This is a genomic window from Cohaesibacter sp. CAU 1516, assembly GCF_005771485.1.
In the GTDB taxonomy this organism is placed as follows: domain Bacteria; phylum Pseudomonadota; class Alphaproteobacteria; order Rhizobiales; family Cohaesibacteraceae; genus Cohaesibacter; species Cohaesibacter intestini.
This window is the reverse complement of the sequence record NZ_VANT01000007.1, coordinates 172,545-188,208: the sequence shown is the minus strand read 5'-3', so window position 1 is coordinate 188,208 and position 15,664 is coordinate 172,545. Positions and strand designations below refer to the sequence as shown.

Genomic DNA, 15,664 nt, shown 5'->3' with positions numbered 1-15,664 from the left:
GCCACATATGTTGCTGCATCCCTAGAACAACTTGTCCAGTGGCAGTGCGGCGGTGCTTTTGACCGGCTTGGTGACGACATAGGTGAAGTAGCGCCGCAATCCGATGTTGGCCTCCAACATGTGATCAATCAGCCGCTGATAGTGATCGACATCCTTGGTGACGATTTTGAGAATATAGTCGAGGCCGCCGCCAACAGCCCAGCACTCAAGAATTTCAGGATAGGATTGCACGGCCACCTCGAAGCGGTCGAAATCTTCCGCCCGATGGCTGTCCAGCTCCACCTCGACCAGAATGATGGAAAGCGCACCGAATGCCTTCAGCGACAGGCGCGCTTCATAGCTTTCGATGATGCCGGCCTGTTCCAGACGCTTGAGCCGCTCCCAACAGGGAGTCGGGGACAGGTTGACCCGTTGGGCCAAGGCCGCCTTGGTGATCCGCCCTTCGGTTTGCAGGATGGCGAGAATGGCGATATCACGATCATCTAGTTTCAATCCCAGCACGGGCATCATCCTGCTCTCCACAAACTGATTTGTCTCTCATGCCTAGCATGACAGGGCGGAAATAAAAATGGCGGGCCGATGGGACCCGCCATAAACCGTTGCTTGCTCGGACTAGAGCTTGGCAGCAACACTTTCAATGGCATCCTTGGCTGCCGCGACAATGGTGTCGGATTCCTCGCGAGTGAGGCAAAGCGGCGGCGCGAAGCCGAGGATATCGCCCTGAGGCATGGCACGGCCAATGACCTTGGAACGCTCGAGCAGAGCACCGGCCACCTGATAGCCAACCTTGTCAGCCGGATCGAAGAAGGTGCGGCTGTCCTTGTCCTTGACGAACTCGACGGCGGCCATGATGCCTTCGCCACGAACATCGCCAACGATGGAAATGTCGCTGAGCGCGTCTTTCAGGCTCTGATTGAAATAGGCGCCGGTTTCCTTGGCATTGGAGACGATGTTCAGCTCGTCAATGAGCTTGAGGTTGGCAACACCAGCCGCCGCGCTGATGGGATGGGCGGAATAGGTCCAACCATGACCGATGGCGCCGAGCTTGTCGGTGCCAGCTTCGAGCACTTTCCAGACCTTGTCGGAAACGATAGAGCCGGACAGTGGCGCATAGGCAGAGGTCAAGCCCTTGGCGATGGTGATGATATCTGGCTTGATGCCGTAATGTTCGGAGCCGAACATCGACCCAAGGCGACCAAAGCCGGTCACCACTTCGTCGGCAATGAGCAGGATGTCATATTTGTTGAGGACAGCCTGAATGGCTTCCCAATAGCCAGCCGGTGGAGGCACGATGCCGCCGGTGCCCAGCACAGGCTCACCGATGAAAGCGGCGACGGTGTCCGGGCCTTCTTTCTGGATCAAGGCATCGAGATTGTCGGCACACTGCTTGACGAAGTCCGCTTCAGACAGGGAAAGATCGTCGCGACGAAAATAATATGGCGCATCGGTATGCACGACTTGGTCTAGCGGCAGGTCGAACTTGTTGTGGAACAGCTCAAGACCGGTGAGAGAGCCGGTCATCAGGCCAGACCCGTGATAACCACGCCAGCGGGAAATGATCTTTTTCTTTTTCGGACGATCGAGCACGTTGTTATAGTACCAGACGAGCTTGATGTTGGTCTCGTTGGCATCCGATCCGGACAGACCGAAATAGACCTTGGACATGTGATCGGGCGCACGATCAAGGATCATCTTGGCGAGCGTGATAGAGGCTTCGGTGCCATGGCCGACATAGGCGTGATAATAGGCCAGTTCCTTGGCCTGTTCTGCAATGGCGTCGGCGACCTCGGTACGGCCGTACCCGATATTGACACAATAGAGGCCCGCAAAGGCATCGAGCAACTTGTTGCCTTCACGGTCTTCAATATAGACCCCTTTGCCACCGGTCACGATGCGATTGCTGAGCTCGCCTCTTGCGAACTGGCCGAGTGGCGTGGACGGGTGGAAGAAGTTTTCCCGGTCCCATTCGGCCAACTGATCATTTTGTAGCATTTCTTTCTCCTGGAATTTCGGCGCCCTTGGACGCAGGTTCGGATCGTCGCGGCTTTCAAGAGAAGTCGCGGCAGACATATTTGATTTCAGTGAATTCCTCGAGGCCCTGTCGCGCACCTTCGCGCCCAAGACCGGATTGTTTCATGCCACCGAAGGGGATCGGCGCGCCGGTCACCTTGGTCCGGTTGACGGCCACCATGCCATATTGCAGGGCTCTGGAGGCGGCGTAGATGCGTTTGACATCGCTGGTGTGCAAATAGGCAACCAGACCATATTCGCTATCATTGGCCAGTGCGATGACATCTTCCTCGGCATCAAACGGAATCAGGCCTGCAACCGGTCCGAAGGTTTCCTGCGAACAGATCAATGCATCTCTTGGCACATCGCCCAGAACCGTCGGCTCGAAGAAAAGCGGCCCCATTGCATGGACTTGACCACCGCACAAGAGCCGCGCGCCCTTGGCCAACGCATCCTCGACATGTTCTTTTTGTTTGCTAACGGCATTGTCATTCATCAAAGGTCCGATATCGGGATCATCCAGTCCCCGCCCGATGCTCAATGCCTTTGTTGCCGCAACGAATTTGGCGGCAAATGCGTCATAGATTGAGCGCTCGATATAAAAACGGTTCGCTCCGAGGCAGTCCTGTCCCGATGTGGCAAATTTGGCCGATATGGCACACTCGACAGCCCGGTCAAGATCGGCATCGGCAAAGACGATGAAGGGCGCGTGGCCCCCAAGTTCGAGCACCAGATGCTTGATGGTCTGGGCAGATTGTCCATAGAGCAAACGACCGATTTCGGTCGACCCGGTGAAGGAAAGCGCCCTCACACGGGCATCCTTTGTCCACGGCTCGACCACTTCTGCGGCGCTGCCCGTCACGATGTTGAATATCCCGGCGGGGAAGCCTGCCTGTTCTCCCAGTTCGGCCAAAGCGGTGGCGGAATATGGGGTCTCTCTGGATGGATGCACGACACAGGTGCATCCAACCGCAAGCGCGGCTGCCGCCTTGCGTGTGATCATCGCACAAGGAAAGTTCCAAGGCGTGATCAGGGCGACCACACCGATGGGCTCGCGCCAGACCTCAACTTCTCCGTCAGGCAGATGCGAAGTGATGCCTTCGATATTCGGACGCTTGGCTTCTTCGGCATAAAACTCGACAAAGCTGGCTGCATAATCGATCTCGCCACGGGCCTCGGACAGCGGCTTGCCCTGTTCCAACGTCATCAAAAGCGCCAGATCGTCCTTGTTCTCAAGGATCAGATCGAACCATTTGCGCAAGATTGCCGCCCGTTCCTGTGGCAGCTTTGCCATCCAAGAAGACAGGGCATTGTGTGCGGCGTCCACTGCCTTGCGGCTATGGTCTGCCGTCAAGGCGGGAATGGTCCCCAACAATGTGCCATCAGCCGGATCACAGACCGGCAGTGAATTCTTCCCCGATTGCGACACCCACTCGCCATTGATGTAGGAAAATTCCTTGAAGAGGCGCAAGTTGGCCAAGTCGCCAAGGGCCTCCGACCTGTTTCTTGTATGTGCGGTTAACATCGTCATCTCTCCTCATTCGGCCCCCAGTGTGAGGGATCAGGGGCCGAATGTGCCTCCAAATTCTCAGCGATTTTCAGAGCAACTCTCGGCTTGGTGCGGCATCGGCAGACGATTCCTCTTCGGCTCCACCCACCGCTGCCGCAGCCCTCTTCAATCGACCTCTTCCAGATCGGCGGCGACATCACGCAAGAATGACAAACATTTTGATAGTTCAGATAGTTCGATATATTCGTCGGGTTTGTGTGCCTGATCGATTGACCCTGGCCCGAAGACCACCGAGGAGATGCCGGCCCGCTCAAAATGCCCCGCATCCGTACCGAATGACACCACTTCACTCATGTTGATTCCCGTCACCCGGCGCAGAAACTGGACGGCAGCAGAGGCTTCATCTGCCCAGAGTGGTGGCACGTCGGCTTCGATCGTGGTCACGATGGAGGCATCGGCATAGGTCTCGCGCATCGCTGGCAACAGCTCCGTGTCGCAGAAATATTGCAGCTCTGCCAGCAGCACCCGACCATCGTCAGAGGGTATGGGGCGCAGCTCCCAGTCGATCGAACAGTGGTTGGCCGTGATGTTTCTGGCGACCCCACCCTCGATCTTGCCGACATTGAACGAGGTATAGGGTGGCTCGAACGGGGTTTGCAGATCCGGATTGATGGAGCAGCGATCTGCCAGTTCGATGATTTTGTTGACGTAACGCGCCGCCACCTCAATGGCGCTCACCCCTTTGCGCGGGTCCGATGCATGGGCCGCAAACCCGGTAAAATCGGTGCGCAACTCATAGCCGGCCTTGTGCCCGTTCACCAAATGCATTTGGGTGGGTTCCCCCACGATGGCGACCGCCGGTTTGGGGCCACGTTCAATGATGTCACGGGCCAGAACAGGCGCCCCAAATCCGCCGATTTCCTCGTCATAGCAAACAGAAATCAGAATGGGCCGGGACAACTTGACCTGTTTGAAATGCGGCACCATGGCCAGCATGCAGGCCAGAAAGCCCTTCATGTCGACCGAGCCGCGGCCAAAAAGACGCCCATCCCGCTCGATCAGTGTATAGGGGTCACTGGACCAGTCCTGCCCTTCGGTGGGGACGACATCTGTATGACCATTCAGCAGAATGCCGCCTTCCACCTCGGGACCGATGACCGCAAACAGGTTGGCCTTCTCGCCGGTCTCATCATAAGACAGCATGGCCTTGACCCCATCTGTGGCCAACAGGTCCTCGATATATCCGATCATATCGAGATTCGACTCTCCGGAATGGCTCTTGAAGGCCACCAGAACTGCCAGTATTTCTTTTGCTTTTTCCAGGACTTGATGCACATCTGCCTCCAGACATAAAGGAGATGAGGCCGATTGGCTGGCGGCAGGATGCGCCATGCAGCCAATCGGCCCAACAGGCTTTGATCAGTCGATGACGACCAGTTCACGCGGGACATTGGCCAGACATTCAGGACCCGTCTCACCAATCGCAATGCTCTCGGTAATCTCAAGACCCCAACCATCCTGCCAGAGGCCGGTCATGAAGTGGAAGGTCATGCCCTCTTCCAGAACGGTCCTGTCTCCAGACCGCAGGCTCATGGTGTGCTCGCCCCAATCAGGTGGATAGGCAAGGCCGATCGGGTAGCCGGTCCGGTTGTCCTTGACGATGCCGTATTTTTTCAGAACCGCGAAAAAGGCATTCGAGATGTCTTCACAAACATTGCCCACCTTGGCCATTTCAAGCCCGGCCTCCATGCCTTCGAGCACGGCTTTTTCCGCATCAAGGAATTGTTGGGTCGGTTTGCCCATGAAAATCGTACGCGACAGCGGGCAGTGATAGCGGTGATAGCTACCGGCAATTTCGAAGAAGGTGCCTTCGCCCCGTTTGAAGGGTCTTTCGTCCCAAGTCAGATGTGGAGCAGACGCATCGGCCCCCGAGGGAAGCAACGGCACGATGGCCGCATAGTCGCCACCGATCCCGTCCACCCCGCGCAGCGAAGCATCATAGATTTCGGCAACCAGCTCATGCTTGGGCAAACCGGGGCGGGCATGATCGCGAATGCGGGCATGCATCTGTTCAACGATCCGGCCCGCAATGCGCATCATGTCCAGCTCTGGCGCGGATTTGGCGGCGCGTTGCCAGTGCACCAGCACATTGCAATCCTTGAAGGTCGCATTCGGCATATGCTTGACCAGCGACATGTAGGCCGCAGCGGTGAAATAGTAATTGTCCATTTCAAGACCGATGGCTGCCGAGCCAAACCCCTTGTCGATCAGGATGGAAGACAGAAGATCCATCGGGTGTCGCTCAGTGGACTGCACATAATGGTCCGGATAGAACAGGATATTGTCGTGATCCAGATATGAGGTCAGCTTGGCCCCATTGGCATCCTGTGTTCGGCCATACCAGATTGGTTGCCCTTCCATCGTGACAATGACGCATTGATGCACATAGAAGGACCAGCCATCATAGCCGGTAAGCCACGCCATGTTGGCAGGCTCGGTACAGATCATGACATCAACGCCTTTGGCCTCCATGGCCTTGCGCGTTTTTGCCAGCCGTCTGTTATATTCTTCCTGACTGAAAAACAGTCTTGGCTTCACATGGTCCATACTCATGCTCAGTTCCTTCTGGTCTTGTTGAATGCGTCGTTTTTTGGTTCTAGAAAACGGCTCCCATCTGCTGCTCGACCGCACGCTGATGGGCAAGTGTCGCAATGGCTGTGTCCTGCACCCCCATGCCGGTCAAATCGCACAATGTGATGTCTTTGTCGCTTTGGCGCCCGGTTCTGGATCCGGCCAAAATACCTGAAAGCTCCGGCAAGCCCTCCGGCTCGGTCACCAAGCCACCGGCAATGGCTGTGCGCAGTTCGCCCAATTTGCGCGTTTGGGTCACGCGATCAGCGACATAGAGGTCCGCTTTGGTCACACAGGCGGGATCAATTTCGTTCTTGTAATCCGCATCAGATCCCATGGCCGTCACATGCTGGCCTTGCTCAAGCCAGTCTGCCATCAGGACAGGCTGTTTTGCTGGGGTCGTGGTGACCAGAATGTCAGCACCGCTGGCGGCGTCGGCCCCGTCCTTACAAGCGACAGCTTCCAGACCGAGCCGGTTAACGGTTTCGGATGCCATCGCCTGCGCTTTATCGAATGAGCGTCCCCAAATACGCACACTGTCAATCGGCCGGACGAGGCACAAGGCTTCGAGCTGCAAACGCGCCTGAAGACCGGTGCCATAGATCGCGGCAACATGCGAATCCGGTCGAGACAGCGCCTGTGCTGCAACAGCGCCCGCACAGGCGGTCCTGATATCGGTGAGGTAGCCATTGTCCAGCAACACCGCATCAACGATGCCGGTTTTCGCGGAGAACAGCACCATCAGGCCATTGAGGCTTGGCAGACCGAGTTTGGGATTGTCAAAGAAACCCGGGCTGATCTTGACCGCAAAGCCATCAAGACCCGGTACGAAGGCGGTTTTGACATCCACTTCGCCGTTATGCTGGGGGATTTCCATCGACAAGATGGGCGGCATGACCACTTGCCCGGAAGACAGACTCTCGATCGCGGTTCGGACACAGGCGATGCTTTCCAGATCGAGGGGAACGACCTTGCGCAAATTGTCTTCATTCAAAATCAGGATCGACATTGAGCTCTCCCTAACGCGCAACGGGCTGGTTGGATATCAGTTTGTGATGCTGGGCAATATCGATGTTGCGGCCAGACAGGATCGCCACACATCGGCCCGGAGCGGCGATCTTTCCTGCCAACAAGGCTGCAATGCCGACGGCGCCTGCCCCTTCAACCACTTCTTCCTCGTGCCAATAGGCATGGTGCACGCCTCTGGCGATTTCCTCTTCATCGAGCAGGACGACCTCATCCACCAAGGCGCGGGTCATGGCGAAGGTATAGGCATTGTTCAGTCCGATCCCGCCACCAAGGGAATCGGCCAGCGTTGGCAATTCTTCCACTTCAACCGGCTTGCCTGCCGCCAGACTGGCATGCATCGCAGCGCCCCGCTGCATGGAGATGCCAACAATCCGCGTAGTCGGAGACACCGCCTTGATGGCGGCTGCGACACCGGAAATCAGCCCGCCGCCTGACAGTTGCACCAACACGGTATCGATGTCTGCCAGCTGTTCGATGATTTCGACGCCCAAGGTGCCCTGCCCGGCAATGACATCGGGATGATCGAACGGTGGGATCGTCGCCATCCCCTCATCGGCGATCATGCGGTCCACCGCCTTTTGTGCCTCATCTTGCGAGCGACCATGAATGACCACCTCCGCTCCAAGAGCAGAAATGCCGTCACGTTTGTTCTGTGGCACCAACTCGGACATGGCGACCACACAGCGGGTGCCAGCCTGCTTGGCAGCCAGAGCCAATGCACGCCCGTGATTGCCGGTTGAGACCGCAGCAATGCCTTTGACCTTCTGGTCATCACCAAGAGAAAGGACCGCGTTGCTCGCCCCGCGAAACTTGAAGCTTCCCGTATGCTGGCGATGCTCGAACTTGAGATAGACATCGGACCCGACCCGTTTCGACAGGGATCGGGACGCCACAAGCGGCGTGTTCACGATATGGGGCGCGATGCGCCGCTTTGCCTGTAAGATGTCGGCCAGCGAAACCCGCACAGCCTCAGCAATTTCAACATTGACCGACCCCATGTCCGTGACCTCATATCTTGTGGTTTCAGTGCTGACCCAACTCGCTCAGGGTCCGGAACAAATCACAGGCGTTGCGCGTTGGCTGTGGCAGCCCCAGATGCCGCAAAATATACCAGATGGCCGCCTGATTGGAGGTAATGACCGGCTTGCCAAGGCGGGCTTCAAGGATGGGGACCACTTCTATTGCCCTGAGTGCCGTGCAGGAAATGAACAGGGCGTCGGCTTCAGGGTGATCGGCCGCCTCGGCAGCCTTGATCAGGCTCTTGTCATCAAGCGCAGCCATGATGCGATCATCCTCGATCCCCAGACAGGCATGCGAAACAACGCAAAGGCCATTCGACGCCATGTAAGGGTCGAGCAACGCACTCGTCTCGGCAAGATAGGGGGTCAGGACAGCGAGGTTTGAGACGGCGAGATGTTGACAGGCAGCAACCGCGGCAAGCGTTGGCGTCACGACGATCGACGTGGGTTTGGCTGCGCGGATATTCTCTGCAACCAGATCATCGCCAATGACGAAGGAGGCCGAGGTGCAGCCATAATAGACCACATCGAGATCGGCCTCGGGCAGAATTTGCGCTGCCCGCTCGCCAATCATCGGCGTCATCCTCTTTAGATTGTCCGGCGTTGTCGGATTGGCATAGGGGATCCGGTTGGCATAGACCCCGACAAGATCGTGCGGCATATGTCTGGCAAATTCCAGCTCGGTGGTGTGATCCGTTTCCAGCAGGATCAGTCCGATCCGTGCAGGAACGGTTCTATTGCGCAGCGACAGGGTCAAATTGAGTTGCTTCACCATGGCCGAGGGGTCTTTTCATGTCTTTGAATGTGTTGCAGAGTGCGCTCAACGAATGATCATGACAGGGCAGTGTGCAAGGCTCGTCACCTTGTGCGACACACTGCCCAGCAAGAGCGCTTCGAGATCACCCAGACCACGCCCCCCCATGACGATCAGGTCCGCCCCATTATCCGAGGCAAAGCGCATGATCGTGCGGGCGGTGGGGCCCTGTTTGACATGGGCGGTGACATTCCGCCCACCCAATTCGTAAACCCGGGCCTTGGCGTCCTGCACCACTTCACGGGCATTCTGCGAAAGCGCCTTGTCGATCACTTCCGGAGCGCTGGGGCGCACCATTGAGAGCGAGGCTTCCTGTGCGCCCTGATGTCGATAGACGCACAGAATTTTGAGGATACAGTCCAGTCCGCAGAGTTTCTGCAACTCAACAGCCTTTTCCAAGGCATTTAACGAACATGGCGAACCGTCTATTGGCACGATGATTTTTTCAAACATTCGCCTATCTCTCCCTGTCAGCGAAACGCGATATCACGCAAGAACAGGGCAATCTGCGGAAACATGATAAGCATCGCGGACACCCCGACCAGCATGAAGATGAAGGGCGGCGTGCCTTTGATTACGTCGAAATAAGGCCTTCTGAATACCGCCATTGCCGTGAATATATCGCACCCGAAGGGTGGCGTTGCCGATCCGATCGCCACCTGCAGGGTGATGATGGTCCCCACCAGCACAGGATCAAGGCCAACTGCCTTGATTACGGGGGTGAAGATCGGCACCAGAATCAAGATTACCACGATCGGATCAACGAACATGCAGCCAATGAAAAAGGCCACCGAGATCACGATCAAAACGCCAATCGGCCCCATTTCGGAAATACCGATCGCAGCGAGAATTTGTTGCGGAATCTGGGCGAAAGAAATCACCCATGAGAAAGACGCGCCTGCGGCCACCAGAATGAAAACAACTGCCGTAATCAGCCCCGTCGACTTGGCAATTTCATAAAGGTCGGCAAAGTTGAGGGACCGGAAGACGATCATTTCCAGAACGACCGCATAAAAGACGCAGACCGCAGCGGCCTCGGTCGGCGAGAAGACGCCACCATAGATGCCGCCCACGATGATCACCGGAAATCCCATCGGCCAAATTGCCCCAAGCACCGCTTCAAAGCGCTCTTTCCAGCTCGCCTTGGGTTCGGTCGGCACATTGTTCACGTAGGCATAGATGATGCTGTAGATCGAAAAGAGCACCAGAATCAATAACCCCGGCCCAATGCCGGCAATGAACAACTCGGCAATCGAGGTGTTGGAGACAACGCCATAGATGATCATGCCGATGGATGGGGGGATCAGAAAGGCGATATCACTGGAATTGACGATCAATGCCAGAATGAAGGAATCCTTGTAACCCGCCTTGAGCATACGGGGGCGCAGGGGTGATCCGACTGCCACCACGGTGGCCTGAGTCGAGCCAGAGACTGCGCCGAACAGGGTGCATGCGGTTGCTGTTGTCACCGCCAGTCCACCCTTGATGTGGCCGACAAATTTCATCACCATGTCGATGAGGCGTCCGGCAGATTGCCCGCGCGTCATGATGTCTGCGGCAAGGATGAACATTGGCACCGCAATCAGCGAGGCAGGACGGATGCCCGCCATGAACTGCTGAACCATGAAGTCCATTTTGTCAAAGCCGCCAAACATCGAGTAAAAGCCGATGGAGGCCCCTGCAATCAACGGAATCATCATTGGAAATCCGACGAGCAGCAGCGCAAGCATCACAAAAAACATCGTTAAAGCCATGATCCGCTCCTAAACTTCAAATTCGTCATCGGAATAGCCTTCCAGCACCTGACTTGAAAGATAGATATCCTTCGATGTGATGTTGCGAATGACGGTCAGAACATATTGCAGACCGGTGAGAAGCAGTCCCACGGGCACCCAGAGATAAATCCAGTGAACGGGGATTTGCAGTGCTGGCAAGACCCGTCCCGATTTGGCAACGGTCAGGATGTAGGAAAAGGAAAAATAGGCGAGCGCAATCATGATTGCCGCTGTCGAGAGCGCAATGATGATCATCAGCACCTTGCGCACAGGCCCGGTCAACTTGTCGAAAATTGCCGACATCCTGATATGTCGACCCTGACGCGCGGCATAGGAAATGCCTGAAAATGTGATCAGAACGATGAGGAAGCGATTGAGTTCCTCTGAGAAGAAAAGGCTATTTTGAAAAACGAACCGACCAATGACATTGGCCACCGTGTTCGTCGCCATGAGGATCACGCCGAGCGCGAGCATCACCGACTCGATTCTGGCAATCGAAATGTCGATCAACCCGAGAAATCCGGGCAAAGTTGTCTCTGTTTGATTATCCATAGACATGGCAAACTCCCGACGAAGACAGAGGCCAAGAGAAAAGAACGGGAGTCAGTCCCGCTCTTCGCATGTGTAAAGCTGTAGATCACTGCACAAAGGGTGCGGGTCCTGAATGACAAGACCTCCCCTTGCGGCGGGCAGTCCGCCGGTCAGCAAGCACCCATGCACCAACCGCCGGCGGAATGAACGCCTTGAGCAGGATTACATCCCTTCAACGGCTTTCAGATCAGCTTTCATCTGATCCAGAATGGCCTTGCCACTGTCACCGGTCATTTCGATGAACTTGGCCTCAACCTTCTCTGCTGCGGACTTGAACGGCGCCCGCTCTTCGTCGCTCAGCACATTCACGACAATCGAAGGTTTGGCGGCCTTGATCTTGTCAAGCGCCTCTTTTTCGAGGCCCTTCTGATAGTCGAGAATAAAGTCGAACGCGACCGTGGCGGCATTCTGGACGAGCTCTTTGTCAGCATCACTCAGGCCATCATAAAAGGCCTTGTTCGCCATCACAGCGGTCGTGAAGTTGCTGTGGCCGGCATAGGTGATGACATCGGTCACTTCATAAAGCTTGGTGGATTCAATGAAGCTGGTCGGGTTTTCCTGACCTTGAATGATGTTGGTCTGAAGACCACCATAAACTTCACCCCAAGGCAGCGGGGTCGGCGTGGCACCAAAGGCCTTGTAGGCCTCCACCAACAGCGGGTTGGTCATGACGCGGAACTTGACCTCGTTGAGATCTTCACGGCTCTTGACCGGTTCCTTGGTCGTCATGGCGACTTCGCCTTCAGGGAACATTTTCAACAGTTCCAGCCCCTGAGCAGCATAAAGCTCGGCGAAATCTTCGTTGATGGCTTTGGAGGTGCGGAAGAATTCATTCAGTTTGTCGGTGTCCGTTGGCAGCAGATAAGGCACGAAGAAAACCTGTGCCTCTGGAATCAACGCACCGGTGAAGCCTGGAGACTGGTCAACGAACTGCAGAATGCCCGCCTGGGTCTGCTCCATCGTATCAGCCGATTCACCCAGCGTGCCGTAGGGGAAAATCTGAACTTCGTGATCGGAGTTTTTCTCGATCTCTTCCTTGAATTTCGTGGCATAAACGCCCTGAACTTCGTTGATGGCTTCCTCAATGGCATATTTCCAGGTGTCGGCCTGTGCCACGCCTGGCAGCATGGAGACACCTGCCAGCAGTGCAGCAGCACATGTCGCAGAGCCAAGATTCTTCAAAAATCGCGTATTCATCGCTTCCCTCGTTGTCATTTATGATTGCATCATTGTTTTCTTTTTCCCGCACAATCAAACAGAGACAATTTCAGGTCAAATGAAACATTAAATCATGACAATTTTACTTGAGCGCAATCAGAGCCTTTGATGGAACGATATGCAACTGAGCAAAAGTTTGGCGCAGGGCAGATCAAAACATAGGCAGAGGCTTTTCGTCATCCGAGGCCAACAGCGTCGCGACCACCTTTAAGGCATATGCCAGCAAATCTTCATCGCATGGTCCCAGAGCAATGCGAACAGCATTGAGTGTCTCCAGATCCCCTTCGTTGGAATGCTCTGACATGATGAAGGGCAGGCTGCCTGCAAGCGCGACATTCTTCTTTCGTGCCCGATCCAAAAACTCTTGCTCGTTCCATATCTTAGGTAAGGGCAACCAGATGTGAGGCGCATATTTGTGAGACGAGAAGGAATGCCCGGCAAGCAGCTTGTCGGCCAGCTTCTGACGACGATGCAGCGCGCGCGCCTGCCAATCAATCAGGTGATCCGCAGTCCCGTTTTCAAACCAGTGTGTCAGCAAATCAACCATCAATGGATTGGCCATCCAGTTTGTCACGAGATGTCTGTTCTTGGTGGCGACATACATGGACGGCGGCGTGACAAGCAGCCCGATCCGCATCCCCGGCATAATCGTTTTGGAGAAAGACGTGATGTAGAATACGCGCTCCGGGTCGAGCTGATGCATCGTCGCGGGAGCCCCCTTGATCAGTGTCCCCAAGACATCATTCTCGATGATGAACACATCGTGTCGCCGGGCAATGTCGATGATTTCCTGTCGCCTTGTGCTCCCCATGACATAGGCGCGCGGATTGGCAACGGTGGGCGATATGATCAAGGCCCGAAGGGAGGTATTCTGGCAGGCCGCCTCAAACGCGTCTGGCCGAATGCCCTGTTCATCCATACCAATCGTTTGCAGGCAAATGCCAAGATATTCACAAAGCGGTCGAATGCTGTGAAAGCTGACATCCTCCGCACAGATAGTCGAGCCGGGCGGTGCGGCGCTCATGATAGACGCCGTCAGGGCCGGAATCGCGCCATTGGTGAAGATGGCAGTGTAAGGATCCGCGTGGATATGATGAGATTTCAGCCAGCGGCACGCAAGCGCAAGATGATCCCGAAAGGCCTCGTCGGGCCGAAAGGAATGGACCAGATCGCGCGTGAAGCCCCTTGATAATTCCTTCAGGCCCTTCTGCATCGTGTCATAATGCAAGGCGGAGGTTACGGGCTTGAGCATGGACAGATCGACCAGACCTTCCTGCCTGTTTGGCAGAAAGGGCATCGAGGCGTTCGACCCTTCGCGATAGCGGACATAGGTCCCGCGTCCAACCTCCCCCACCAGATAGCCCAGCTTGCATAAAGCGTCATATGTACGCGATACGGTCTGGACCGAAATCTTCAGTTGGTAGGCAAATTCTCGATGGGTCGGCATGCGCTCGCCAGCGCGCAAGTCACCTGAGTCAATCGCATCAATGATCAGGCTCTGAAGTGTCTTGTAGACTGGCCGTTGCAAGTGGTCGGGGTCTGGCATCCAATTTGTCATGATTAACTCCCTTATCAATATCATGACAATTGATCAAGCAGTCCCTTGCTGGTCTCACGCCCTTACCCTGTTCCGGTTCGCGTCAATCCACGGCCATTGCAACCATGGCGTTGCATGACGCACCCAAGGTGATTGGCAATGGAAAAACAAACACAAACTGTGAGTCGGAGAGCATGTATTCTCGCGGGCCCCACTGTCCACATGTCCTTGTTGATCTTTGTTGAGACCTAGTCATAAGACGGATGTTTGGCAAAAATTCAGTGATCAAGCGAGCACAGACTATCAGCGATCCGCGATTTATATACGAACTTACCCTAAGCCCCTTATATTTAATTACAAAATTGGCCTTATATATGGTTGATTCTTGCTCTTTATCCCGATTAATACTCTGTTCCAGGGTGAGCAAATCCTTCGCCCACCCAGCTTGAAATCAAAAATCCGTGGAATGAGGCAGGTGCCGCGCTGACAGGTGCCGCTATCGGAGGAAACCAATTATGAAATTCGTGAAAGCGTTGACTTGTGCGGCTCTTGCAGCCCTGATCGCCACTCCGGCTCTGGCCGATTACAAAAAAGAATATAAGGTATCGACGGTTCTGCCGGCACCTTTCCCATGGGGTGTTGCCGCCGAAAAATGGGTCGAACTGGTCAAGGAGCGCACGGATGGCCGCATCAACCTGAAAATCTATTCCGGCAGCCAGCTGGTTTCCGGCGACCAGACCAAAGAATTCACAGCTTTGCGTCAGGGCATCATCGACATGGCCATTGGCTCGACCATCAACTGGTCGCCACAGGTCAAGGAACTCAATCTGTTCTCGCTGCCCTTCCTGATGCCGGACTATAAGGCGGTTGACGCCCTTACCAACGGCCCCGTTGGAGAGGCTTTGTTCAAGGCCGTTGACAAGAAAGGTGCCGTGCCGCTGGCATGGGCCGAGAATGGCTTCCGTCAGTTGACCAACTCGAAGCATGAAGTGCGCAGCCCTGCCGATCTGAAGGGTTTGAAGATTCGCGTTGTCGGCTCACCGCTCTATCAGGACATCTTCACCGCACTGGGAGCCAACCCGACCCAGATGAGCTGGGCCGATGCCAAGCCTGCACTGACCACCAAGGCGGTGGACGGTCAGGAAAACCCGATGACCGTCTACAAAATCGCCAAGATCCATACGGTCAGCCAGATGTATATGACCCGCTGGTCCTATGTGAATGACCCCCTGCTGTTTGCTGTCAACAAGCGCGTTTGGAAGAGCTTCTCTGAAGAAGATCAGGCGATCCTCAAACAGGCCGCGATTGACGCTGGCAAGGTTGGGATTGAAGCCTCTCGTGGCGGTGATGAAGCGGCTGCCAAAGAGATTATCGGCCACGGAGTGACCATCACCGAGCTGACCGAAGACGAGCGGCAGAAATTTGTTGATGCGACCCGTGATGTCTATGCTACATGGACCAAGAAAATTGGCGCTGATCTGGTCAAAATGGCCGAAGAGTCGATCGCCAACCGATAAGCCCCAAACGGGA

General features: G+C 55.5%; 14 protein-coding genes. 1 reads left to right on the top strand and 13 read right to left on the bottom strand.

The genetic code is table 11. The features are described from left to right. Window positions 1–21: 21 nt before the first annotated feature. The 13 genes from FDK21_RS16965 to FDK21_RS16905 all read right to left on the bottom strand — a co-directional run bounded on the left by FDK21_RS16965 (window position 22) and on the right by FDK21_RS16905 (window position 14,155). The gene (locus FDK21_RS16965) at window positions 22–507 is read right to left on the bottom strand and encodes an Lrp/AsnC family transcriptional regulator (RefSeq protein WP_138150210.1); all 486 of its coding nucleotides are present in this window, start codon (window positions 505–507) and stop codon (window positions 22–24) included. Window positions 508–612: 105 nt separating this feature from the next. Next, a complete protein-coding gene (locus FDK21_RS16960; protein WP_138150072.1) occupies window positions 613–1,992 on the bottom strand; it encodes an aspartate aminotransferase family protein in 1,380 nt (459 codons plus the stop codon). A 55-nt stretch (window positions 1,993–2,047) separates the two neighbouring features. Next, window positions 2,048–3,541: an NAD-dependent succinate-semialdehyde dehydrogenase gene (locus FDK21_RS16955; protein ID WP_114011534.1), complete on the bottom strand. Its 1,494-nt coding sequence runs from the start codon at window positions 3,539–3,541 to the stop codon at window positions 2,048–2,050. A gap of 144 nt (window positions 3,542–3,685) precedes the next feature. After that, window positions 3,686–4,855, bottom strand: a complete 1,170-nt coding sequence (gene argE / locus FDK21_RS16950) for an acetylornithine deacetylase (RefSeq protein ID WP_171022137.1) — start codon at window positions 4,853–4,855, stop codon at window positions 3,686–3,688. Between the two features lie 84 nt (window positions 4,856–4,939). Then, window positions 4,940–6,127 (bottom strand): ectoine hydrolase DoeA, encoded by a 1,188-nt coding sequence (gene doeA / locus FDK21_RS16945; protein ID WP_138150207.1) that lies wholly within the window; start codon window positions 6,125–6,127, stop codon window positions 4,940–4,942. 49 nt (window positions 6,128–6,176) lie between these two features. Further along, on the bottom strand, window positions 6,177–7,160 hold the full coding sequence (gene eutC, locus FDK21_RS16940) for an ectoine utilization protein EutC (protein WP_138150068.1): 984 nt from the start codon (window positions 7,158–7,160) through the stop codon (window positions 6,177–6,179). 10 nt (window positions 7,161–7,170) lie between these two features. Beyond that, window positions 7,171–8,178, bottom strand: coding sequence for a hydroxyectoine utilization dehydratase EutB (gene eutB / locus FDK21_RS16935; protein WP_138150066.1), 1,008 nt, complete (start codon window positions 8,176–8,178; stop codon window positions 7,171–7,173). 25 nt (window positions 8,179–8,203) lie between these two features. Then, window positions 8,204–8,974 (bottom strand): aspartate/glutamate racemase family protein, encoded by a 771-nt coding sequence (locus tag FDK21_RS16930; protein ID WP_138150063.1) that lies wholly within the window; start codon window positions 8,972–8,974, stop codon window positions 8,204–8,206. Between the two features lie 45 nt (window positions 8,975–9,019). Further along, window positions 9,020–9,466, bottom strand: coding sequence for a universal stress protein (locus FDK21_RS16925; protein ID WP_114011528.1), 447 nt, complete (start codon window positions 9,464–9,466; stop codon window positions 9,020–9,022). 17 nt (window positions 9,467–9,483) lie between these two features. Beyond that, entirely contained in the window at window positions 9,484–10,767 is a 1,284-nt protein-coding gene (locus FDK21_RS16920) for a TRAP transporter large permease (protein ID WP_114011527.1), read from the bottom strand. Window positions 10,768–10,776: 9 nt separating this feature from the next. Continuing rightward, the gene (locus FDK21_RS16915) at window positions 10,777–11,346 is read right to left on the bottom strand and encodes a TRAP transporter small permease (RefSeq protein ID WP_138150061.1); all 570 of its coding nucleotides are present in this window, start codon (window positions 11,344–11,346) and stop codon (window positions 10,777–10,779) included. A 195-nt stretch (window positions 11,347–11,541) separates the two neighbouring features. After that, window positions 11,542–12,576 (bottom strand): TRAP transporter substrate-binding protein DctP, encoded by a 1,035-nt coding sequence (gene dctP, locus FDK21_RS16910; protein WP_114011525.1) that lies wholly within the window; start codon window positions 12,574–12,576, stop codon window positions 11,542–11,544. Window positions 12,577–12,748: 172 nt separating this feature from the next. Then, window positions 12,749–14,155 (bottom strand): PLP-dependent aminotransferase family protein, encoded by a 1,407-nt coding sequence (locus FDK21_RS16905; protein ID WP_171022136.1) that lies wholly within the window; start codon window positions 14,153–14,155, stop codon window positions 12,749–12,751. Between the two features lie 494 nt (window positions 14,156–14,649). Here FDK21_RS16905 and FDK21_RS16900 point away from each other — a divergent pair, with 494 nt between their 5' ends. Continuing rightward, a complete protein-coding gene (locus FDK21_RS16900; RefSeq protein WP_138150057.1) occupies window positions 14,650–15,651 on the top strand; it encodes a DctP family TRAP transporter solute-binding subunit in 1,002 nt (333 codons plus the stop codon). Window positions 15,652–15,664 lie beyond the last annotated feature (13 nt).